We start from the raw sequence: 20,704 nt of genomic DNA on the forward strand, positions 1-20,704 counted from the left end.
TCATTTCCTTTCAAGGCATGGAGGTTGGGGACTCACGGGTACAAGCCTCGGACGCGGTGCGCTTCGGCAACCCGTGCGACAGCGATGGAGGTGGCCGTTTCACGGAACGTGCGGGAGGTTCGTTGGGCCTCGGCGCGAACCAGCTCCCACCCGCCGATCATGTGGCTGCGGAGCCTGGTTTCAACTTCCCGTTCTGTCCACCAGTAGGCCTGGTTGCCTTGGACCCATTCGAAGTAGCTGACCACGACTCCGCCGGCGTTTGCCAGGATGTCTGGGACTACGGTGATTCCGCGATCCTGGAGAATTGTGTCGGCCTCAGGGGTTGTGGGGCCGTTGGCGCCTTCCACGATGATTTTGGCTGAGACCTGGTGTGCGTTCGCGCCGGTGAGCACACCTTCGATGGCGCAGGGCGCCAGCAGGTCGACATCCAGTTCTAGGAGCTCGTGCCCTTCCACGGGGTCACCGCCGGGGTAGTCAACGACGCTGCCGGTCAGGTCCACATGGGTGGCAACCGCTTCAATGTCGAGGCCGGCCGCGTTGTGGATGGCTCCATATTGGTCGGAAACGGCCACGACCTTCACTCCTGCTTCATGGAGCTGTAGGGCCACGCCGCGGCCCACCTTTCCGAAGCCTTGGACGGCGGCAGAGGCATGCCGGGGTTCGATTCCGCGGTCCCATAGCGCGGCCAAGGCGATCTGGACGACGCCGAGCGAGGTGGCAATGGACCGGCCCGGCGAGCCGCCGATCGCGATCGGTTTGCCGGTGACAGCTCCCGGGACGGTGTAGCCGCGGTCGACGGAGATGGTGTCAACCATCCAGGCCATCGTTTGCTCGTCGGTGCCGATGTCGGGGGCAGGAATGTCCCGCTCCGGGCCTATGACGCCAACGAGTTCGCTGGTGTAGCGGCGAGTGACGCGTTCGAGTTCCGCCAGGCTCAGCTGTCGTGGGTCTACGGCCACACCGCCCTTGGCGCCGCCGTACGGAATGTTCAGCAGCGCACATTTCCAGGTCATCCACATGGCCAGGGCCCGCACCTCGTCAAGGTTGACGTGCGGTGAGAATCGCACCCCGCCCTTCGCCGGCCCCCGGTCCAGGTTGTGCTGGACGCGGTGGCCGACGAAGACGGAGACATGGCCATCGTCATGCCTCAACGGTACGCTCACCGTGACCTCTCGGCGCGGTTGGGCGAGCAGGGCCCGGACGCCGCTGTCCAGGCCCAGGAAGTCACTGGCCACGCGCAGCTGATCCTGCGCGGCGTCGAGAGGGGAGACCGCCTCGACGCCGCCAGCGGTTTCGGGTCCGCTGGCCATGCTGTTGATCACTACGCCGCGGCGCTGACTGCGGCCATGCACTCGCGCAGGATCGCAAGACCGCGTTCGAGCTCGGCGTCCTCGATGTTGAGGGCGATGAGGAACTTCAGCACCTCACCGTGGGCGCCGGAGGTCTCGATGATCAGTCCACGCTTGAACGCTTCGGCGGCGACACGGCCGGCCCACGTGAGATCGTTTGCCGGGACAATGCCGCGCATGAAGCCGCGACCACGGGTCGTGAGGTTCAGTTCGGGATAATCCGCGATGAATCCTTCAAGTCCTGCCTGGAGGTTCTCCGACTTGCGGGCAATCTCTTTCTGGAAGGAGTCATCTGCCCAGAAGAGTTCCAGCGCACGCTTACCGGTAGCGAAGGCGAGGTTGTTTCCGCGGAACGTGCCGCTGTGGGCTGCCGGAGTCCACACATCGATCTCAGGCTTCAGCAGCAGGATGGCCATCGGAAGACCGTAACCGGAAATCGACTTGGAGACGGTGATGAGGTCAGGGATGATCTCGGCGGCCTCAAAAGCGAAGAACGTGCCGGTCCGGCCCACGCCCGCCTGGATTTCGTCCAGGATCAGGAGGATGTCGTGCTGTTCGGTGATTTCACGCAGCCGCTGCAGGAACGGGATGCTGGCGGCAATGATTCCGCCTTCGCCCTGAACGGGCTCGAGGATGACGGCTGCCGGCTTGTCCAGACCGCTGGAGGGGTCGTTGAGCATCTTTTCAAAGAGGTCCAGCGAGTCCAGACCGTCGATGTAGCCGTCGTAGGGCAGACGGGTGATGTTCGGCAGCGGGGCGCCTGCGGCGTCGCGGAACTTGATGTTGCCCGTAGCGGCAAGCGATCCCACCGAAACACCGTGGAAAGCGTTGGTGAAAGCGACAATATTGGCGCGGCCTTTGGCCTGGCGGGCGAGCTTCAGGGCTGCCTCAACGGCGTTCGTGCCGGTCGGGCCCGTGAACTGGATCTTATGCTTCAGGCCGCGGGGCTTGAGGATGTACTGCTCAAAGGCTTCCATGAACTCGCGCTTTGCTGTCGTGGCGAGGTCAAGACCATGGGTGATCTTGTCTGCTGCGATGTAGTCAAGCAGCACCTTCTTCAGTTCGGGGTGGTTGTGTCCGTAGTTCAGCACACCTGCGCCCGCGAAGAAGTCGAGGTACTCGGTGCCGTCGGCGGCGACCAGCGTCGTGCCCGTAGCGGACGTGAGCTCGATGGGGAAGGAACGGATGTATCCGCGAACTTCGGATTCGAGACGGTCGAAGATCTCTAGAGTCACTGGTTATCTCCCAAGTTTGTGGGCGCTGACGATTAGTTCTGCGCGGCGGTTTGTTGATGTCGGTGGTGCAGTTTCCCTGCCCGCCAAATGCCGGTTCGTGCCGGCGCACTGGGCGGAGCTTCTATGATCACCACCACACATCTTTCATAATACATAAGATCTTTCGCTTGTCGACCCCTCTCCCAGACAAACCACCACTCACGCCAAGTGGATGTAAGAAAAATCACTCAAGGGTCTATGCGCGAAGCTTCTACAGCAGTAATATTCATCACATCTATTACCTATCAAACCCGTTTTGGGGAGGGTTTTAGCAGGGCCTTAGGGTCTCGACGATTGTTTTCTATTTGAGTAAGGAAGCACCATGCCGTTCGATACCAACGAGTATCGCCTGCGTCGCGAACGCGCCGCCGCCACTGCCAGGGAGCAGGGCTTCGCCGCCCTGATCGTGGCCGATCCTGCCAATCTCTACTACCTCACCGGCTACAACGCCTGGTCGTTCTACATGCCGCAGTTCCTGCTGATTGCTGCGGACGACGCCAGGACCGTATTCATCAGCCGGGAGTCGGACGCCCACGGCGCGCACCGTACGGCGCACCTCTCCCGCGAGGAGATTGTCGGCTACCCCGAGCACACCGTTCACCGGAAGGACATCCATCCGAACCAGTGGGCCGCTCAGTACCTGCGGGACAGCGGATGGGTCCAGCGGCTGGCGGGAGGCCGGGTGGCGATCGAGGGCGATGCGCACTTCTTCTCGGTGCGCTCATACCTTGCGCTTCAGCAGGGCCTCCCCGAGTGGGAGCTGGTCGACGGTCACGGGCTTGTCAACTGGCTCCGTCTCGTCAAGTCCGACGCCGAAATCGCTTTGATGCGCAAAGCCGGACGACTCGCGACCCACACCATGGCTGTTGCAACCGAAGCCATCGCGGCCGGCGTACCGCAGCACGAGGTTGCCGCCGCTATCTCCCATGCCCAGATCTCCGGTGTTGATGGAATCGACGGTGACTACACGTCTATCGTTCCCATGCTGCCAACAGGTGAAGGAGCCGATACTCCACACCTGACATGGACTCCGAGGCCGTTCGTGGCCGGCGAGACCGTGACCATTGAGATCGCAGGCGCGCACCAGCGTTACCACGCACCACTGGCCAGGTCGGTTGCCGTTGGCTCGGTCCCGGCTGAGCTCGAGCGTCTTTCCAAACTGACCACCGAGGGCCTCACGCTTGCCATTGACGCGGTCCGCCCCGGCGCCACCGCTGGTGAAGTAGCCAGTGTCTACTGGTCCTTCCTCGCCAAGCACGACCTCGCAAAGAACTCACGTCTTGGCTACTCGATCGGTATCGGCTACCCGCCGGACTGGGGCGAAGGAACCGTCAGCATCCGCCGCGAGGACACGACCGTCCTCCAGACGAACATGACGTTCCACTTCATCGCAGGCATGTGGTTTGACGGCATGGGCGTCGAATTCAGCGAGTCCCTCCGGGTAGCTGAAAACGGCGTCGAACTCCTGACCCACGCTCCGCGCGAAATGATCCACCGCCCTGCCAGCAGGGAACTGCTGACGCAGTCCTGATACGAGCTGCCGGGCGCTTGGGCGCCCGGCAGCCCGCCATAGACCACCCTCCTGGAGCGGTACCGGAGGCTGCACCCAAAGGCCGTCAACGACGACGGAAACGGCAGCCGAGACCTGCCAGCTCCAAGTTCAATGCCGAACCGCACCCCGCGGCCCGGCCGGAAGGAAAGCTCCGATGAACACAACCCCAGACCCAAACAAGGCAGCACTTGCCGAGTTGCCCGCTCGCACCCGCGAATCCGAACTGTCCCCCGAACAACGACGCAGCGCGCGCAAGGCAGTCGCGGGCTCAGCACTCGGCAACGCCCTCGAGTGGTTCGATTACGGTGTCTACGGATACCTGACGCTCTACATCGGGTTCCACTTCTTCGAACCCTTCTCCGAAGACCCCACGTCCCAACGACTGTTCGCTCTGGCAGGCTTTGCCATCTCTTTCCTGCTCCGCCCTCTGGGCGGCATAGTCCTCGGATCACTCGGTGACAAGATTGGACGGAAGAAGGTCCTGCTGATCACCATCCTCATCATCTCGATCTCCACCGCCACCATTGGTGTCCTTCCCACCGCGCAAGACATCGGACTCCTTGCCCCGTTCCTCCTGTTCGGCCTGCGGATCATTCAAGGGTTCTCCGCGGGCGGCGAATATGCAGGCGCTGCGGTCTTCATGTCCGAACACGCCCCGGACAACCGGCGCGGCTTCTACGGTTCGTTCCTGGAATTCGGTACCCTCGCCGGCTATTGCGCCGCCGCAATCCTATGCACCAGTCTCACGCTGGTTGTTGGAGAGCAGGGCATGATCGATTTCTGGTGGCGCGTGCCTTTCCTCATTTGTCTTCCCCTGGGTGTGCTCGGGCTCTGGATGCGCCGTTCTCTCAGCGAACCGGAGGTGTTCACCGAAATCAAAAAGGCCGGCAAGACCGAAACGCCTGTCAAGGCTCTCGCTGACCTTATTCGCCACTACCCGGCCCAAGTGCTGAAGCTCACCGGCTTCGTGATCATGCTCAACGTGGCTTTCTACCTTGTACTGACGTACATGCCGACGTATCTTTCCGGCTCCTTGGGCCAGGACGAAGCGGGCGCAGGCCTTATGCTCGTTGGGATCCAGGTACTGATGATGGTCGTCATCGTTCCTTTGGGCGCATTGAGTGACCGCATCGGACGACGGCCCGTCCTCATCGGTGCAGCCGTCGGGTTCACCGTCCTTTCGATCCCAGCCATCATGCTGATGGGAGTGGGAAACGCGCTGCTGGAAGGTCTTGGCATCGGCATTCTGGGCCTGCTCCTTGTGACCCTGTGCTCCAATATCTCTGCCACACTGCCGGCCCTGTTCCCCACCAACGTCCGGTACACCGGATTCGGTTTCGGCTACAACGTTGCCACCGCAATCTTCGGTGCAACTGCAGGCTTGGCTGTGCAGTGGCTGATCCAGCAGACCGGCATCACCATCATGCCGGGTATCTACCTCGCCGTCGCGGGCCTGATCGGCCTCGTCGCCGTCCTTACCTTCAACGAAACCGCCGGCCGATCCCTTCGGGGAACGCAAATTCCAGGTTCCGACGACGAGGCGCGCATCGCGGCGGGCGAAGAGCTCATCGGCCGCATCAACCGAACCGGCCCGATTCCGGTCCTGCAGGAAGCGCGACGCCACCAAAGCGTGTCCGAGAATCAGGGATCGTGACCTTATCCTCAGCGCAGTGAACGACGGGACCCCCTGGGAACAGGGGGTCCCGTCGTTGGTTCTCCTGCGCGGGCTGACTCTCACCAAACCCAATCTCCACAACGCCTGCATTGGAGGCAACATCATGAGCGAAGGGGTAACTCTGCCCGAGTTCTCAGGGCCACCACTGTTTTTTGACCCCCTGCAAGACAGTCGAAGACCAGCATCGTCGGCATCAGCCTCAACGCCCCGGCCCGCCCGCCGGAATCCACGACGAGGCCGATCAATGAGCCCGTCCGCGCGGGAGGACCGCATCACGGCAGTCATCGCCGACCTCGCCCAGCTCGCCACCACATCCCTACCAACCGATGCCTATAGCCGCAACTTGAGCAGAACAGAGGCACCGTGACTAGTCCGCGTATCGCCGTCCTAACTGCAGAGCACGTACCCCCACCGCACAATCTGGATGCTCTCTCGCAGGTCTCCGAGGTCACTCTGACCGACAAAACCAACCTGAGCCAAGCACTCAAGGAAGCCGACATTCTGCTGGTCTGGGATTTTTTCTCTACAGCCCTTGAGAAAGCCTGGCCTGACCGCGGGGACCTTAAATGGATCCACGTCGCCGCCGCAGGCGTCGATGCCGTCTTGTTTGATGGACTGCGCAACTCGAACGTAACGGTCACCAACGCCCATGGCGTCTTCGACCGTCCTATCGCTGAGTTCGTGCTGGCGTCCATCCTGGCGCACGACAAACAACTGCACGCCAGCAAGAGCCTGCAGCGTCAAGGGAAGTGGGAACACCGTGAGCTGACCCGCACTGAGGGATCGAGTGCGTTGATCGTGGGAACTGGTGGGATCGGTCGGGTAACCGCCCAACTGCTCAAGGCGGTGGGCATCGATGTCAGGGGCGTCGGCAGGCGGGCACGAGAGCAGGACCCGGACTTCGGTAGCGTGTTTGCCAGTTCGGAGCTTGCCGCCCATGCCCCCTGGGCAGACACCATTGTCCTCGCCGCACCTCTGACGGCGGAAACCACCAATCTCATCGCCAGGGACGTCCTCGCGGCCATGAAGCCCACTGCGCATCTCATCAACGTTGGGAGGGGCCGCCTGGTCGACGAAAAGGCCCTGATCGAAACGATGAGCGTGGGAGCTATTGGCCACGCGTCGCTGGACGTTTTCTCCGAAGAGCCGTTGCCCTCCGGACATCGTTTCTGGTCTCTTGATAACGTCAGCGTCTCGGCCCATATGTCCGGAGACGTCCATGGCTGGCGACAGGCCTTGGCTGATCAGTTCCTGTTGAATGTGCGTCGTTTCCTCGCTGGACAAGAGTTCCCTCACGAAGTCGACAAGGTGCTGGGTTACGTGCGGCAAACAACGGTTCATCGGGGAGACCGCTGATCCCAACACGCGACGGCCGCCCCGGGGAACCCCGGAGCGGCCGTTCGCCGAAAGCGTCGGGGCGCCAGGGGCCACCGCGGGGGTGGATCCTCAAGGGCCAGACACTTCACGGGACAGGAAGATGGCCCTTAGCCGACGGTGAGGAGTCCGCGAGGAACGTTGGCAAGGCATTCGGCGCCGTTCTCCGTGACCAGCACCGTTTCGGAGATGCTGTAGCCACCTGTGTCCAACCACATACCGATCATCACATGCCACGTCATCCCGACTTCAAGGGGCGTGTGATCCCCCGCGAGGAAGCTCATGGTCTGCTCGCCCCAGTCCGGCGGGAAGCCCAGACCGATGGGGTAGCCCACCCGGGTGCTCTTCGACAGGCCATACCGTTCGATGACCGCCGTCCAGGCGAGGGCTGGATCCTGGCACTCTGCGCCTGGCCGGATAGCAGCCAGCGCCGCCTCAAGCCCCTCACCGACGATTTCTGAAAGCTTCTGCAGTTCGGCCGGGGGTTTTCCGGTGTGCAGCGTGCGGGTCAGAGGAACGTGGTAGCGGTAACGGCTCCCGGCGATCTCCAGCGCAATGGGGTCATTGTCCGCGAAGGGCCTGTCAGACCAAGGTACGTGGGGGAAGGAGGTGTTTTCCCCCGCCATCAGGAGTGGAGGAATGGCCGAGTACGTTCCGCCCGCCCCCTCGACGCCACGCAGCTGCGCCGCGTAGATCTCCGCAGCAGCGTCGCATTCGCGGACGCCTGGACGGATGGATCCGAAGGCCGCCTCAAACATACTGCCGGTAATCTTTCCGGCATCCCGCATCAAGCTGATTTCAGCAGGGCTCTTAACCGCCCGCAACCGGTTAATGACGTTCGGCACCTCAACCACTTTGGCGCTTCCGCCCAGCCCCTCGACGAGCGCCCGGTGGGCGCGCAGAGTGTAGAACGCAGCTTCAGATTCGACGGCGACAACAGCCTTCGGAGGCAGCCACGGACGTATAGTCTGTGCAACCCAATCCATGGGGTGCACATCCGGCTTCTGGACGTAGGTGTCCGAGTAGCCAAAGACCTGGTCCTCATCCAACTCGGCCGCAAGCCAGGCGCTGGAGGCGTCACTACCGCGGCAAAAGAAGGCAAGGGCTCCATCGCGTGGCACCAGCAACAACTGCGGGTTGTAGAAGGAATATGCGTCAAAACCGGTGAGATAGAAGATGTTTGCCGGATCTGGAACCACCAGATAGTCGGCACCGAGCTCGGCGATCTTCTTTTGCGTCCGTTCAATCCGCTGTTTGTATTCTTCCCTGGAGAAGAGTCCCTTTGTCATTGTTGATCTCCTTCATGACCAATCTCGCGCCCGGATCCTTTCCGCGGGCGCGCGTCCTTCCCGACGGATACTGATCAGCAGGATCGGCCGGATGAAGAGTGGCGCTGATCACGCCTCTTTGATCATAATACATACCATGAATTTCCGCCTGACGCTCCGGCGGTTCCTGCGCCATGGGAGGCCGGTCCCGCACGCTTGGCATTCCACCCAGGCAGGGCCTGGCGCCATTCAGCCGCCCGTAACGGTGGGCGCATTCTTCGGTGCGGCGACCCCCAGCCCACGCGCCTCATCCAACTAGGTTGGGGCGGCGGCCCGGGAGTGGACTTTCCGGCAGGTGCCGCGATTGACGCCGCTCTCAGGGCACTTTTTTCGTTCAAGCCCAACCTCACCAAGATACATAGTATGTATTATGATATTGATGAACGTGATTGGCGCCACTCTGGACCGGATTGTGCTTCCGGACAGTTGCCAGGCGCTCCCCAGCATTCTCATTCGGAGGAAGAGTCCATCATGACCGAAGCGCAATCGAACGGATCGAAGTCGGTGATTCCGGAGGAATTTCCTGATTCCTACGCGCCCAGCCCTGTTTTTTCGGCATCTGCCAATGCAGGCACGGAACTTCAGGCAGCGGCGGCCGCTGACCGCCTTGCATTCTGGGGCGCACAGGCGGAGCGACTCCAATGGGAAACTCCGTACTCCGAGGTTCTGGACTGGTCAGATGCGCCCGTGGCTAACTGGTTCGTCGGCGGCCGGCTGAACGTCGCATACAACTGCCTCGACCGGCACGTCCTGAAAGGGAACGGCCACCGCGTCGCTATTCATTTTGAGGGGGAGCCCGGTGACACTCGGGATCTGACCTACAACGATCTGCTCTCTGAGGTCTGCAAGGCCGCGAATACCTTCACGGCACTTGGACTGAAGGCTGGCGACAGGGTTGCTATCTACATGCCCATGATTCCGGAAGCAATCGTGACCATGCTGGCCTGCGCAAGACTCGGCCTGACACATTCTGTTGTATTCGCGGGCTTTTCGGCCGGCGCGTTACGTTCACGCATTGAGGACGCACAAGCAAAGCTCGTCGTTACCGCTGACGGGCAGTGGCGGAGGGGCAAGGCAGCGCCCCTCAAGCCAGCCGTGGACGAAGCTGTTTCCGGTGCCCTATCCGTTGAACACGTGCTCGTGGTCCGCCGTACCGGGGCCGACATCCAGTTCGACTCCAGTCGCGACCTTTGGTGGCACGATACCGTCGCCAAGGCTCCTGCCAAACACCGCGCGCAAGCCTTCGATGCCGAGCACCCGTTGTTCATCCTTTACACCTCAGGGACGACCGGAACGCCCAAGGGCATCGTCCACACATCAGGTGGCTACCTCACCCAAGCGTCGTACACACACCACAACGTCTTCGACCACAAACCAGACACGGACGTGTATTGGTGCACCGCGGACATCGGTTGGATCACCGGACACACATATATCGTTTATGGCCCCCTGTCCAACGGCGCCACCCAGGTTCTCTATGAAGGCACACCCAATTTCCCGGATGGCCACCGCCACTTCGAAATCATCGCCAAATACGGGGTAACTATCTACTACACCGCACCCACGCTGGTGCGGACGTTCATGAAGTGGGGACGCGAGCTACCAGACGCTCACGATCTGTCCAGCATCAGGTTGTTGGGGTCCGTCGGGGAACCCATCAACCCGGAAGCCTGGCGCTGGTTCTACGAAGTCATTGGGCGAGGCAAGGCGCCCATCGTGGACACCTGGTGGCAAACGGAAACGGGCACGATCATGATCTCACCGTTGCCGGGAATCACGGCGGCAAAACCGGGGTCCGCCATGGCCCCGATCCCTGGCATCTCGGCGAAAATCGTCGACGACAACGGGGAACCAGTGGGTGTTAATGAGCCCGGCTATCTGGTGCTCGACGAGCCTTGGCCTTCCATGCTCCGCGGCATATGGGGCGATATGGAACGATTCCGGGAGACCTACTGGTCCACCTATTCCGATCAGGGTTGGTACTTCGCCGGAGACGGTGCCAAATACGACTCAGACGGGGCGCTTTGGGTCCTCGGGCGGGTTGACGACGTCATGAACGTCTCCGGGCACCGCATCTCGACCGCCGAGGTCGAATCGGCGCTCGTAAACCATCCGGCAGTAGCGGAGGCCGCCGTTGTGGGAGCAGCAGATGCTACGACTGGGCAAGGGATTCACGCTTTCGTCATTCTCCGTGAGGGCTTCGAAAATGCCGGACCGCAACTGGTCGCGGAACTCAAGGATCAGGTGGCAAAAGAAATCAGTCCCATTGCCAGGCCCAAGCAGCTTGCCGTAGTTCCCGAACTGCCGAAAACCCGCTCTGGAAAGATCATGCGACGTCTTCTTCGCGACGTCGCAGAGCGCCGCGACCTGGGAGACACGTCCACGATCGTTGACGCCAGGGTCCTTTACGCCATCCGAGAATCGGTAAACACGCCATGATGGGGTGACCAGCGGTTGGGTGGCGCCTCCATTGGCCCACCCAACCCGTCGGGTTCTGGATGGAAGTCGCCGGCCCCTCTTCCCGGACCCAGGCACGCCGCTAACTTTTGGAACCCAGCCTGACTGCCACAGACGTGTGCGGTGCATCCGACGCGAGGCGGCTGGCGTTCTCTGCAAACACTCACATTCCGCCGGTGCACCACCCCGGCTCCAAACTGCAGACTCTTCATCCGTCATGCCGTCCACTGCGCCGTTCCTGCTGCGTCGGCCAGACGAAGCTTCTGGGTGGGCCCCCTCCCGCCAGTCACAACGCTGCAGCGTTGTGCGGTGTATCGTGCCACCGCGGAATGCGCTCATCGACCGGAAGACACTGAGCACCAAGCAGGCGGTCTAGGGCTATCCGACGTTTATGCCCTGCAACTGGGCAATCAGATCATGGGCAAAGGCCTTGGCCGGCATCTCTGCCACGGTTGTCATTGTGGACGTCCCCTGAGTTCCAGGGATTTGCCAGATCTTGTCCAGCAAGAGGGCCCGCATATGGTTGTTGTCGCGGACCCGTATGCGAACAAGCAGGTCCAGGTCTCCAGTGACCATGTTGACGTCCTGCACCTCGGGGATCTCCCAGAGTTGAGCCATCATGTCGGCAACGTCGCTGCCTTCTGAGGCGGTGATGGACAGGTACACAGTTTCAGTAAAGCCCACAGCGGCCCAGTCGATCTGCGCTGAATAACCAGTGACGACACCGCTTCTCTCCAGCCGGGCCATTCTTTCCCCGATTGTCGGCGCCGAGACCCGCAGCGTCGTCGCCAGCGTACGCTGCGAGGCCCGACCGTCTGCAATCAACTCCTTCAGGATCGCCAGATCCAGATCGTCGAGGGGTATGGGGTCCACAGCAGGTGCGGCAACCTGGCGCACGCGGGATAGAGCGGCGCCCATGGTGCTGGGGGATGGGGGAGTCATTGGTGCCTCCTGGCCATAGGACTCTGAATTTACGGTCTTCAACGAATCTAGCCCACCCAGACGCGATTGCAAGATATCAGCCCATCGATTCTTACAAACGAAATGCGCCCGACCGGGCCGGAAGCTGGCGCCACTCTAGATCTCCCTCTGTCTTGAGATCCATCATTAAGTCCCCCAACGACTTCCCGATTCGAAGACTCTCCTGCAAAGAATAAATCTCAAAGGATTGACGTATGGCAAGAAATATCTCTACGATGTTATCAAATGATAATAATCATGCCAGTTATACTTTATGTATGAGTTTCAGCGAAAGGTTGTTCTATGACGAGTCTTGATGGTCAGATTGTTCTCGTTACCGGCGCTGCGGGCGGTATCGGTTCCGCCGTCGCCCGGACCATCGTCGCCGGTGGCGGCGATGTCATCCTCCATGACGTCAACGCCGAGGCCGTGGAGGCCCTCGCGAACGAATTGGGCCGCGCAGCGACGACGCTGACCGCCAATCTTGCAGACGCCAAGGAAACCGAACGCCTGTGGGCCGACGCGTTGGCCATACACGGCCGCATCGATGTCCTGGTGAACAACGCCGGAATCTACCCACCTGCGCCGATCGATGCCCATCTTGAGGACTGGGTGGCCGTGTGGGACTTGTCTCTGGCCGTGAATCTGAAGGCCCCTGCCGTTCTCTGCAAGGAAGCGGTGACGACCTATTCGGAGCAGGACAAGGGCGGCATCATCATCAATCTTGCGTCCCGTGCGGCGTTCCGCGGCGAGGACCCTGACTATTGGCACTACGCCGCGGCCAAAGCCGGTGTCGTGGCCATGACGCGCACCATCGCACGCCAGAACGGCCGCCACGGGGTCACCGCCTTCGCCATCGCTCCCGGTTATGTCGACACCTCTCTTAACCACGTCTTCCGTGACACGGTTGGTATTTCCGCCGCAGCCGCGATGACGGGTCTGGGTGAGGTAGCCCAGCCCCAGGACATCGCCAACGTCATCGCGTTCCTGGCCACCGGTCTCGCGAAGCACGCAACAGGAACAACCATCGACATCAACGGAGCAAGCTATGTCCGCTAGACCCACGATCCGAACATGAACGTCACCGCCCTGTTCATCGGCGGAGCAAAGAACCCCGGGCAAGCAGGCAGCGCGCAACGTCCCTCCCGGACGCGGATCCACCGTCAGAGCGGTCTCGATGGCTGGCTTTGACAAGCTCCGGACGGTTCCAGAAGCCGCCGCCGCCATCTCTGGAGCCGCCAAAACCCATGCCGACGTTCGCTGGGGAATCACCTGCACCGTCCAGATCCGGAAGTAAAGCGAGAACAAGCAAGCCACGTCCAAGGGAACTTCCCACCAGGAGTTCGATCGAAGCATGGGTAACCGATCAAACGTTTGACCATGCTCAGCACGCGGTGCTCTCAGCCCACCCTTCAGTTCAATGCTCTTGCGTGCCCAGGACGGACATCCTAGGGCCAGGTCGGTGGCGTGTCTCTTGACTGTCAGTCCCCGATGATTTCCTTGATGAGCGCATGTATGTGCAGTTCAGCTGTGTCCAGGCAGGGAAGCGGGCTCACCGCATTGTTCAGTATGAGCGGCAACTCAGTGCAGCCCAGAATGACCTGTTCGATTCCGTCCCTTTTCCGCATGGTTTCGATTATTGAAATGAAGGCTTCGCGGGTCTCGGATGTCACGACTCCGTGCTCCAGCTCGCTTGAGATTTTCTCGTGAACGAAAGCTATTTCTGACGGAAGGGGAACCACTGCATGGATACCGGCATCGATCAAAGCTTTGGTGAAGAAACCACTTCTCATCGTAAATTCGGTGCCGAGGAGGCCTACTTTGCTGAGTCCTCTGGTTTGGGCTTCATCGCGGGTTACGTCAATGGCGCTGACGAGCGGAACCGGGGACGAGGATCTGAGCCTGTCGAATACGATGTGGGGTGTGCTTCCCGTGAGAGCGGCGACCTCTGCACCGCTTGCTGCAAGATTCTTGAAGGATTCCAGCAAGTATCCGGCAAGCTCGTCATACCGTCCGGCCCGACAGTAAGAGAAGACCTCGAAGGCGCTCAGGCTGTCTATGGACACCTTTGGAAGCGTCTCCCGGCCTAGCACGTCACCGACACCCCTGATGATATTCCGGTAGTACAGGACGGTGGACTCGGGGCCGGTGCCGCCCACAAGACCTAGTTTTTTCATGTGTTCCCTCGTCTCTCTTGCGGAACGGTCGGTGTTTCGCTGGCATAGAGCCCTGTTCACGCTGGTGTGTGCTGAGCCACCGCGGATACGTCCCCTGAGGACATCATTAGTGCCGCTGCAGGCCCATCAATCCGGGCTCTCCAGCAGCGGTCACGCTCGTCGACTTTGATTGGCTGCCGGAAAGGCAACACTGACATTCTCGGTGGTTACGACCTAGGAGGCTTGGCCGGCGGTCACCACCGGCCCGCCAGCTACCAGAATAGATTCGATTGGCAGTCGTCGGCATCTCCTCCAAGCGGAGGTGTCCTCTGCTCTGGACGCAGTACTCCTACAGGTGCTGTGAGGCGGTAAGTGAGTTCGTTCGATCGAGGAGCGCCATCTGGGAAAGGGTATGGTGATCTCCCTGCGGCTGGGTCACGTTTTCGAGAGCCGTGAGCTGTTCCCGCGTGAGTCTGACGTCCAACGCCTGCACGTTTTCTTCAAGATGGGTGATGCGGATCGTTCCGGGTATCGGGGACCAGTCATCCGCCTTTGCCAACAACCAGGCTAAGGCGACCTGCGCGGGAGTCGCTCCGACTTCCTCTGCCACAGCTTCGACTTCTTGGAGCGCGCGTAAGTTCATCTCCAGTGCACCGTTGAGGAAGCGGGGGTTGGTGAGTCGCCAGTCGTCTGCCTCAAATTGCTCTCTGGACCGGATCTTTCCGGTGAGCAATCCACGGGCGAGGGGCGAGTAGGGGACGAAACCTATCCCGAGCTCTTGCAGGAGCTCGAGCGTGCCATCATCACCGTCCCGTGTCCAAAGGGAGTACTCGGACTGCAGCGCAGTTATCGGGTGGATTTCGTTGGCTCGACGGATTGTGTCGGGGCCGGCCTCGGACAAACCGATGTGGCGTATTTTGCCCTCAGCTATGAGCTCGGCCAGCGTCCCGATAACCTCCTCCAGTGGTACCGTTTTGTCCACCCGGTGCTGGTAGTACAGGTCTATGTAGTCGGTATTCAGACGTTTAAGCGAGCCTTCCACGGAGGCACGAATATTTGCGGCTGAGCTATCCAGGGGTCCGGTATTGCCCACATGTGACATCAGACCAAACTTTGAAGTGATGACAAGGCCGTCTCGGCGGCCTTTTAAGGCTTTGCCCAGGAGAACCTCATTCTCGAAGGGACCGTAGATTTCAGCGCTGTCGAAGTGAGTCACGCCTAGCTCCAGCGCACGATGAATTGTGCGAATGGAGTCCTGCTCGGGTTGTTTGTGACCGGTATAAATGTGCGACATGCCCATACACCCAAGACCGATGGCAGAGACTGTGAGGTCACGAAGTTTTCTGTGTTGCACTCAGAGATTCTTTCCGTTGATTTGGCGATGTCCAGCGAAATCAGGACACAGGCCGAGCCGAATGATTCGATGGCCGCGACGACCAGCTCCGCATCTGTTTGCTGTCACCTAAAAGGGCAGGTGGAGGGCGTCGATGACATCGTAGCAAGTAAGACGGTCGCCAAAGGCTTAGGCGGATACTTGTGCCGTAAGCCGCGCGGCGCGGAACTTTTGGGCCCTCGCGGCCTGGTCTGCCCATGCCCGGTAGCCTAGACGCTCCCCTATGAGGCTTGCTGCCTTCTTTCGGGATCAGTGAACCATCAACCGAAAGCATGCGACGTTAGAACCGTTTGAGACCGTGCCAACTGCACCTCACGGCGTTTGGCCATGAAACGTCGGCGATCTTCGATGGCTATGGGCCCGGCTTTGCCCGCAGTTCACGCATGACCTCAGCGCCAGATTTGGCCGGAGCTCCTTTCTACGTGCTTGGGCATGCAGGAGAAGAATGTCGGGCCATGTGACAGGCGCAATAGAAATTATCAGCCATTCGTTGCCGTAATACTCCACTCACGATCCTGGAACGTAACGAGCAAAAGGTTCTTCGCGGATCCTTCGTTGTTCTTCTCTAGTGTTCGTTCGGCTTCAGGCGCAGTCGGCGTCGAGTTCTAACATGAGCACATCCCACGCTTCCGGCGTACTGGTCCGGACTTGCGCCGGCTCCGGCAACAGGGGGAGGGGTGCAACCCCGATGGATTGCGGGGCGGTGGCCGTTCGGGGGCTGCGGCGTTTCACGGTTCGTCTCCATTCAAAGCCTGGATGGCCACACCTTGGCGTGGTGCGATTTCGGGTAAATGCCCGAACCCCGAGATCTGGGCGTGGAGTCCATCGCTGGGGCCAAGTCCTTGGCGGGCGAGCTCATGGAGCAGCTGGTGGTAGCCGGACAGCGCCAGGGGAGGCATCTGGTGGAGGGAAGGAATGGTGGCGTGGGGACGGTCAACGCGGAACATTGCGAGGAGTGCCCTGTCCTCTTGCGCATCGTTCAGTGTCCTACACGCGCCGATCGGGCAGTGTGCGGTCAGCGCCTCGGCGTAGAAACTGAGGCGGGCGACCGGCGTAGGATTCCCGGCTTGTTGCCAGATGCGGACGACATCGGTGCTATCCAACATGACCGTGACTCCTCGCTGATGATCGAAGTGACTGGGGCCTTCCCCCTTCTTCTGATACTCTTAACTTTAGACCTCCAATGTTAGATGTCAATAGACATCTAAAACGAGATGTCAGAGTTTTTGATGGTTGACGATTGCGACGATTCAGGAGGGTGGCCATGTCCAGTTGGAGAGAGCGGCTCGCATTTGCGCCGTTGGAGACCGCCGAGCGGGGCGAGGAGATCGCCCTTCGGCTCCGTCATTCGATCGAACTGGGCGTGCTCGAAGACGGTACCCAGCTTCCCAGTGAAAGCGAGCTCGCCGCAAAGATGCGGGTCTCCACCATGACCCTCCGAACCGCCCTCGCCGAGCTTCGCCACTTGGGACTTCTGGAAACACGGCGCGGCAAAGGTGGCGGAAGCTTCGTGAAGGCGAACACCGGAGACATCGCCAAAGCCCAGCGGGACACGCTTGCGACATACTCCCTAGAGCATCTACGCGACGTTCGGGAATACCGCGCCTTCCTGTCAGGCTCAGCCGCGGCAGTGGCTGCTGGCCGATCGCAGCAGGTCCCTATCGGGCGCCTCGCTTCGATGGCGGCGCTCATCGGGACGGCGCAGACGCCCGCTGAAATGACGCGGGCGGATAGTCAGTTCCACATAGAGCTTGCGGCCACATCAGGGTCAGTCCTATTCACCCGTCAGGAGATAGCAATGCAGGCCGAGGTCGGGGCATTGGTCTGGGCCGGCGCTTCTGACCGCCGCAGCGCGGCGGCCAATGAGCACGCCATGATCGTGGACGCAATACGAGCAGGGAACGCCACTGATGCCCGGTACCTCGCCGAAGAGCACGTTCGCCGGGACATGAACCGCCTTATCGACCTGCGGATGTCCATGGAGTCACCACCGTCCGCCCCGCCGTCAGGAAGCAAACGCGGCGACACCGCAGTTTCCGCCGTGGAATCGTTCACGGCGGGCCTCCAGGGGTCCGTGGCCACATCGATCCGGATCGTCGAAGAAGCCGCACAGGATGGCCTGGACCACGCCAAGAGCGGCAGGCTGGATGAGCTGGAGAACGTCTACGACGTAGCACGCGAGAATCTACGGGCCATGCCGGCGCTGTACGGGACGGGATTCATCGCCGAACAATCTTATTTCGGCGGACCCGGATCCATCTGGTGCTACCTCCCGTCGGGCTCTGAATCGCCGCAACGGTTCGAATTCGAAATGGGCCCGGAGTCCTACGACTACTCGACAGCACCGTGGTGGCCCGCACCCGATGCTGATGACAAGGTCCACACCAGCTACGCCTACATCGACGCCCTCGGAACCAACGAGCACGTCATCACCTTCACCAAACGTGTAACCAGGGCGGGCAAGATGGCAGGCGTCGCTGCCGTGGACGTCCTCGTCAGCCGACTCCAGACTGAATTCGCACCGCTCCTGCAGCCCTTGCCGCCCAACACGTGCATCGTCGACCAGAACGAAGTCGTCATCGCCACCAACACCGCCAGCCTCGTCGGCGCAACACTCTCCCGATCCCACCAGACTGAACGGAGAATCGCACTCCCACGGGTCCCGTGGAGCCTATGCCTTCGTGTAAGCACCCAAGAAAATGCCGCTGGCTCGGCCCACTGATTCACCATCGGGTCCGTCGCACCCGTCGGTCAGCCGCGTTCTGCCCGGTGTTCAGGGTGAAAGCCAATACCCCCTGTACGTGTAGCAGCGGTAGCTGACCGGACGCCGATAACCGTGATTCCGTAAAGCTGGGGGAGCGGTGACGATTTGAGGCTCAATCAGGTCCAGCTTTTAGGTTGGTCGGTGATAGGTGCCAGGGGTGTATCCGTAGGCGCGTCGGAAGACGTCGATGAAGGCGCTGGTCGAGGACCAGCCGCATTGGTGGGCGACGGTGGTGACCGCCGTGCCCTCGGCGAGCATTCTGAGCGCGTTGTAGAGCCGCAGCTGGGTTCGCCATTGCGGAAAGGTCATTCCGAATTCTGCTTTGAACAGTCGGCTGAGCGTGCGTTCACCGACGGCGACCACGGCACCGAGTTGGGCGAGGGTCCTGCCATCCGCGGGGTCCTGTTCGAGCATTTGGCAGACTTCGGCGAGCCTGAGGTCTGTGGCGGTGGGTAGGTGGATCGGTTCCCGCGGTGAGGCCCGGAGCTGGTCAAGGAGGACATGGAGCAGCCGTTCCCTTTCCTCGCTGGTGTCCTGCGGGTCGTGGGTGTAGGCGATGATGAGTTCGCGTAGCAGGGGACTGACGCCGATCAGCGTCGGTTCGTCGGTGCCCAGTGGGTTCAGCCCGGCGGGTACTCCGAGCATGTGCAGCTCAAGGTGTCCGTGGGCGCGGTGGGCGTGGACGGTGCCGGCGGGAACCCAGATGGCGCTGGTCCCGGGCGTGAACCAAGTCCCTGCCGTGGTCGTGATCGCCAGGACCCCGGTCCCGGCGTAGATGATCTGGTGTTCGTCGTGGCTGTGGGCGTCAATGATCCCGCCCGCGGCGAGGACCTGGTTCCGGGTCGGCGCCTTCGGTTTGTGCTCGTGGCGGATAACTGACATATTCAGGCATTTTATCGGAAGCGCGACATTGCTTGTGTTGGTGAGACTTGTTGGGTGAGTAAGACTTCCGTTGCTTCCCGCCCCCGCACGATCACGTGGCTCTCGCTTGGTCACGCCTGCGTCGATGTCTACCAAGGATCGGTCGCCGCGCTGGTGCCGTTCTTCGTCCTCGAACGCGAATACACCTACGCCGCCGCATCGGGTATCGTCCTGGCCGCGTCGCTGCTGTCCTCCGTGGTCCAGCCCCTGTTCGGGGCGCTCACGGACCGATGGCCCATGCCCTGGTTATTGCCGGTCAGCACATTGCTGGGCGGGGTCGGTGTGGCCTTGAGCGGTATCAGTGACTCCTACCTGTTCACCCTCATCGTGATCGCCGTCTCCGGGATCGGCGTCGCCGCGTACCACCCGGAAGCGGCCCGGGCAGCGCGGAACGCCAGCCGCGGCAACCACTCGGGGATGGGCTGGTTCTCCCTCGGCGGGAACCTGGGGTTCGCCGTGGCACCGATCATGGTCTCGGCCGTGATCGCGACAGGAGGCCTGCACGCTTCCCCGCTGCTCGTGGTCCCCGCCCTGGCCGGGACGGTGCTGTGCATCGCCGCCGTGCGCTCAGCCAAACCCGCCGCTGGCGCCACAACCCAAACCAACGACACAGAAGGAAAGGACGACTGGGGTTCGTTCGTCAGGCTTTCGGGAGCGATTATTTGCCGGTCCATCGTGTTCGTCGGATTGAGCGCTTTCGTGTCCCTGTACGCCCAGGAACGCACCTCCGGCGGCCCCGTCGCAGCCACCGCTGCCCTGTTCATCCTCTACGTCGGCGGAGCCATCGGCACCATCCTGGGCGCCGGACTGGCCAATAGGTTCGGCCGCATCCGCATCATCCGCTGGTCCTACGCCCTGACGATCCTCGCCGTCGCCGGCGTCGTGTTCGTTCCCGGCCCGATTATTTACCTCTTCATCGCCCTGACCTCGGCCGGGCTCTACGTCCCATTCTCCCTGCATGTCACCCTCGGACAGGACTACCTCCCACGAAGGGTCGGCACCGCCAGCGGAGTCACCCTCGGCCTCACCGTCAGCATCGGCGGTTTGGCAACCCCCGTGATCGGCGCTCTCGCCGACCACTTCACCATGCAAGTTGCCCTGATCCCGCTCATCCTGCTGCCCGCCATCGGATGGATCCTCGTCAACACATTGCGTGAGCCCACACCCGCGAAAACGCCCGACGGTGAGCCAACACGGGAAGCACCAGCCCGCCCGGCCTGACCAAAGTCCAGCTGGAGTAGAACTCCAGCAGCTCCTTTCAGCACGCGGAAACGTGCATTAGATACACAAAACCGCTAGCCACCAGAGATGAAATGAGGAGCCCAGTTAGCCGCGGGACACCAGCATGCTGAAAGGAAACTGCCACGACCCGCAGGAGAGCATCGAGGCCGCGAATCGACAAAGGCGTGCGTATTTCAATTCTTCAAATGGGCAACTACTTGTTGGTCATGTCAGCGCCGGTCACACCTGCGCACCGACACACGGTATCCACGGTGTAAAC

15 protein-coding genes are annotated in these 20,704 nt (G+C 61.3%); 7 read left to right on the top strand and 8 right to left on the bottom strand.

Annotation, left to right across the window (positions count from 1 at the left end):
* Positions 1-32 precede the first annotated feature (32 nt).
* On the bottom strand, positions 33-1,310 hold the full coding sequence (locus ACIPY3_RS14685; RefSeq protein ID WP_400335405.1) for a Glu/Leu/Phe/Val dehydrogenase: 1,278 nt from the start codon (positions 1,308-1,310) through the stop codon (positions 33-35).
* Positions 1,311-1,321: 11 nt separating this feature from the next.
* The gene (gene ectB / locus ACIPY3_RS14690) at positions 1,322-2,584 is read right to left on the bottom strand and encodes a diaminobutyrate--2-oxoglutarate transaminase (RefSeq protein WP_400335160.1); all 1,263 of its coding nucleotides are present in this window, start codon (positions 2,582-2,584) and stop codon (positions 1,322-1,324) included.
* Between the two features lie 361 nt (positions 2,585-2,945).
* Between ectB and ACIPY3_RS14695 the strand changes: the two genes are divergently transcribed.
* From ACIPY3_RS14695 to ACIPY3_RS14705, 3 genes are all read left to right on the top strand, one after another.
* Positions 2,946-4,154 (top strand): M24 family metallopeptidase, encoded by a 1,209-nt coding sequence (locus ACIPY3_RS14695; RefSeq protein WP_400335161.1) that lies wholly within the window; start codon positions 2,946-2,948, stop codon positions 4,152-4,154.
* A gap of 175 nt (positions 4,155-4,329) precedes the next feature.
* The gene (locus ACIPY3_RS14700; protein WP_400335163.1) at positions 4,330-5,829 is read left to right on the top strand and encodes an MFS transporter; all 1,500 of its coding nucleotides are present in this window, start codon (positions 4,330-4,332) and stop codon (positions 5,827-5,829) included.
* A gap of 384 nt (positions 5,830-6,213) precedes the next feature.
* Entirely contained in the window at positions 6,214-7,206 is a 993-nt protein-coding gene (locus tag ACIPY3_RS14705; RefSeq protein WP_400335165.1) for a D-2-hydroxyacid dehydrogenase, read from the top strand.
* Between the two features lie 128 nt (positions 7,207-7,334).
* Here the strand turns inward: ACIPY3_RS14705 and ACIPY3_RS14710 are convergent, their stop codons facing one another.
* Entirely contained in the window at positions 7,335-8,513 is a 1,179-nt protein-coding gene (locus ACIPY3_RS14710; protein WP_400335166.1) for a M24 family metallopeptidase, read from the bottom strand.
* Positions 8,514-9,023: 510 nt separating this feature from the next.
* On the opposite strand from ACIPY3_RS14710, the gene acs reads away from it, so the two are divergent.
* Entirely contained in the window at positions 9,024-10,991 is a 1,968-nt protein-coding gene (gene acs / locus ACIPY3_RS14715; RefSeq protein WP_400335407.1) for an acetate--CoA ligase, read from the top strand.
* A 396-nt stretch (positions 10,992-11,387) separates the two neighbouring features.
* Here the strand turns inward: acs and ACIPY3_RS14720 are convergent, their stop codons facing one another.
* Positions 11,388-11,951, bottom strand: a complete 564-nt coding sequence (locus tag ACIPY3_RS14720; RefSeq protein WP_400335168.1) for an Lrp/AsnC family transcriptional regulator — start codon at positions 11,949-11,951, stop codon at positions 11,388-11,390.
* Positions 11,952-12,272: 321 nt separating this feature from the next.
* On the opposite strand from ACIPY3_RS14720, the gene ACIPY3_RS14725 reads away from it, so the two are divergent.
* On the top strand, positions 12,273-13,028 hold the full coding sequence (locus ACIPY3_RS14725; protein ID WP_400335169.1) for an SDR family NAD(P)-dependent oxidoreductase: 756 nt from the start codon (positions 12,273-12,275) through the stop codon (positions 13,026-13,028).
* Between the two features lie 422 nt (positions 13,029-13,450).
* On the opposite strand, the gene ACIPY3_RS14730 is transcribed toward ACIPY3_RS14725, so the two are convergent.
* From ACIPY3_RS14730 to ACIPY3_RS14740, 3 genes are all read right to left on the bottom strand, one after another.
* Positions 13,451-14,146 (bottom strand): aspartate/glutamate racemase family protein, encoded by a 696-nt coding sequence (locus ACIPY3_RS14730; RefSeq protein WP_400335170.1) that lies wholly within the window; start codon positions 14,144-14,146, stop codon positions 13,451-13,453.
* Between the two features lie 328 nt (positions 14,147-14,474).
* Positions 14,475-15,479: an aldo/keto reductase gene (locus ACIPY3_RS14735; RefSeq protein WP_400335172.1), complete on the bottom strand. Its 1,005-nt coding sequence runs from the start codon at positions 15,477-15,479 to the stop codon at positions 14,475-14,477.
* A gap of 767 nt (positions 15,480-16,246) precedes the next feature.
* Positions 16,247-16,624: a hypothetical protein gene (locus ACIPY3_RS14740; protein ID WP_400335174.1), complete on the bottom strand. Its 378-nt coding sequence runs from the start codon at positions 16,622-16,624 to the stop codon at positions 16,247-16,249.
* 158 nt (positions 16,625-16,782) lie between these two features.
* On the opposite strand from ACIPY3_RS14740, the gene ACIPY3_RS14745 reads away from it, so the two are divergent.
* Positions 16,783-18,240, top strand: coding sequence for a GntR family transcriptional regulator (locus ACIPY3_RS14745; protein WP_400335176.1), 1,458 nt, complete (start codon positions 16,783-16,785; stop codon positions 18,238-18,240).
* Between the two features lie 171 nt (positions 18,241-18,411).
* Here the strand turns inward: ACIPY3_RS14745 and ACIPY3_RS14750 are convergent, their stop codons facing one another.
* Positions 18,412-19,164 (bottom strand): AraC family transcriptional regulator, encoded by a 753-nt coding sequence (locus tag ACIPY3_RS14750; RefSeq protein ID WP_400335178.1) that lies wholly within the window; start codon positions 19,162-19,164, stop codon positions 18,412-18,414.
* A gap of 54 nt (positions 19,165-19,218) precedes the next feature.
* Here ACIPY3_RS14750 and ACIPY3_RS14755 point away from each other — a divergent pair, with 54 nt between their 5' ends.
* Positions 19,219-20,424: an MFS transporter gene (locus ACIPY3_RS14755; protein WP_400335179.1), complete on the top strand. Its 1,206-nt coding sequence runs from the start codon at positions 19,219-19,221 to the stop codon at positions 20,422-20,424.
* Positions 20,425-20,704: the final 280 nt, after the last annotated feature.

It is taken from the genome of Paenarthrobacter sp. NPDC089714 (assembly GCF_044748905.1).
Classification (GTDB): domain Bacteria; phylum Actinomycetota; class Actinomycetes; order Actinomycetales; family Micrococcaceae; genus Arthrobacter.

Excerpts from the sequence above, each read along its gene's own strand:
- ACIPY3_RS14745 (WP_400335176.1), top strand. The coding sequence starts at position 16,783 with ATGTCCAGTTGGAGAGAGCGGCTCGCATTTGCGCCGTTGGAGACCGCC.
- ACIPY3_RS14695 (WP_400335161.1), top strand. The coding sequence starts at position 2,946 with ATGCCGTTCGATACCAACGAGTATCGCCTGCGTCGCGAACGCGCCGCC.
- ACIPY3_RS14710 (WP_400335166.1), bottom strand. The coding sequence starts at position 8,513 with ATGACAAAGGGACTCTTCTCCAGGGAAGAATACAAACAGCGGATTGAA.
- ACIPY3_RS14720 (WP_400335168.1), bottom strand. The coding sequence starts at position 11,951 with ATGACTCCCCCATCCCCCAGCACCATGGGCGCCGCTCTATCCCGCGTG.
- ACIPY3_RS14750 (WP_400335178.1), bottom strand. The coding sequence starts at position 19,164 with ATGTCAGTTATCCGCCACGAGCACAAACCGAAGGCGCCGACCCGGAAC.
- ACIPY3_RS14700 (WP_400335163.1), top strand. The coding sequence starts at position 4,330 with ATGAACACAACCCCAGACCCAAACAAGGCAGCACTTGCCGAGTTGCCC.
- acs (WP_400335407.1), top strand. The coding sequence starts at position 9,024 with ATGACCGAAGCGCAATCGAACGGATCGAAGTCGGTGATTCCGGAGGAA.
- ACIPY3_RS14740 (WP_400335174.1), bottom strand. The coding sequence starts at position 16,624 with ATGTTGGATAGCACCGATGTCGTCCGCATCTGGCAACAAGCCGGGAAT.
- ACIPY3_RS14725 (WP_400335169.1), top strand. The coding sequence starts at position 12,273 with ATGACGAGTCTTGATGGTCAGATTGTTCTCGTTACCGGCGCTGCGGGC.
- ACIPY3_RS14685 (WP_400335405.1), bottom strand. The coding sequence starts at position 1,310 with ATGGCCAGCGGACCCGAAACCGCTGGCGGCGTCGAGGCGGTCTCCCCT.
- ACIPY3_RS14730 (WP_400335170.1), bottom strand. The coding sequence starts at position 14,146 with ATGAAAAAACTAGGTCTTGTGGGCGGCACCGGCCCCGAGTCCACCGTC.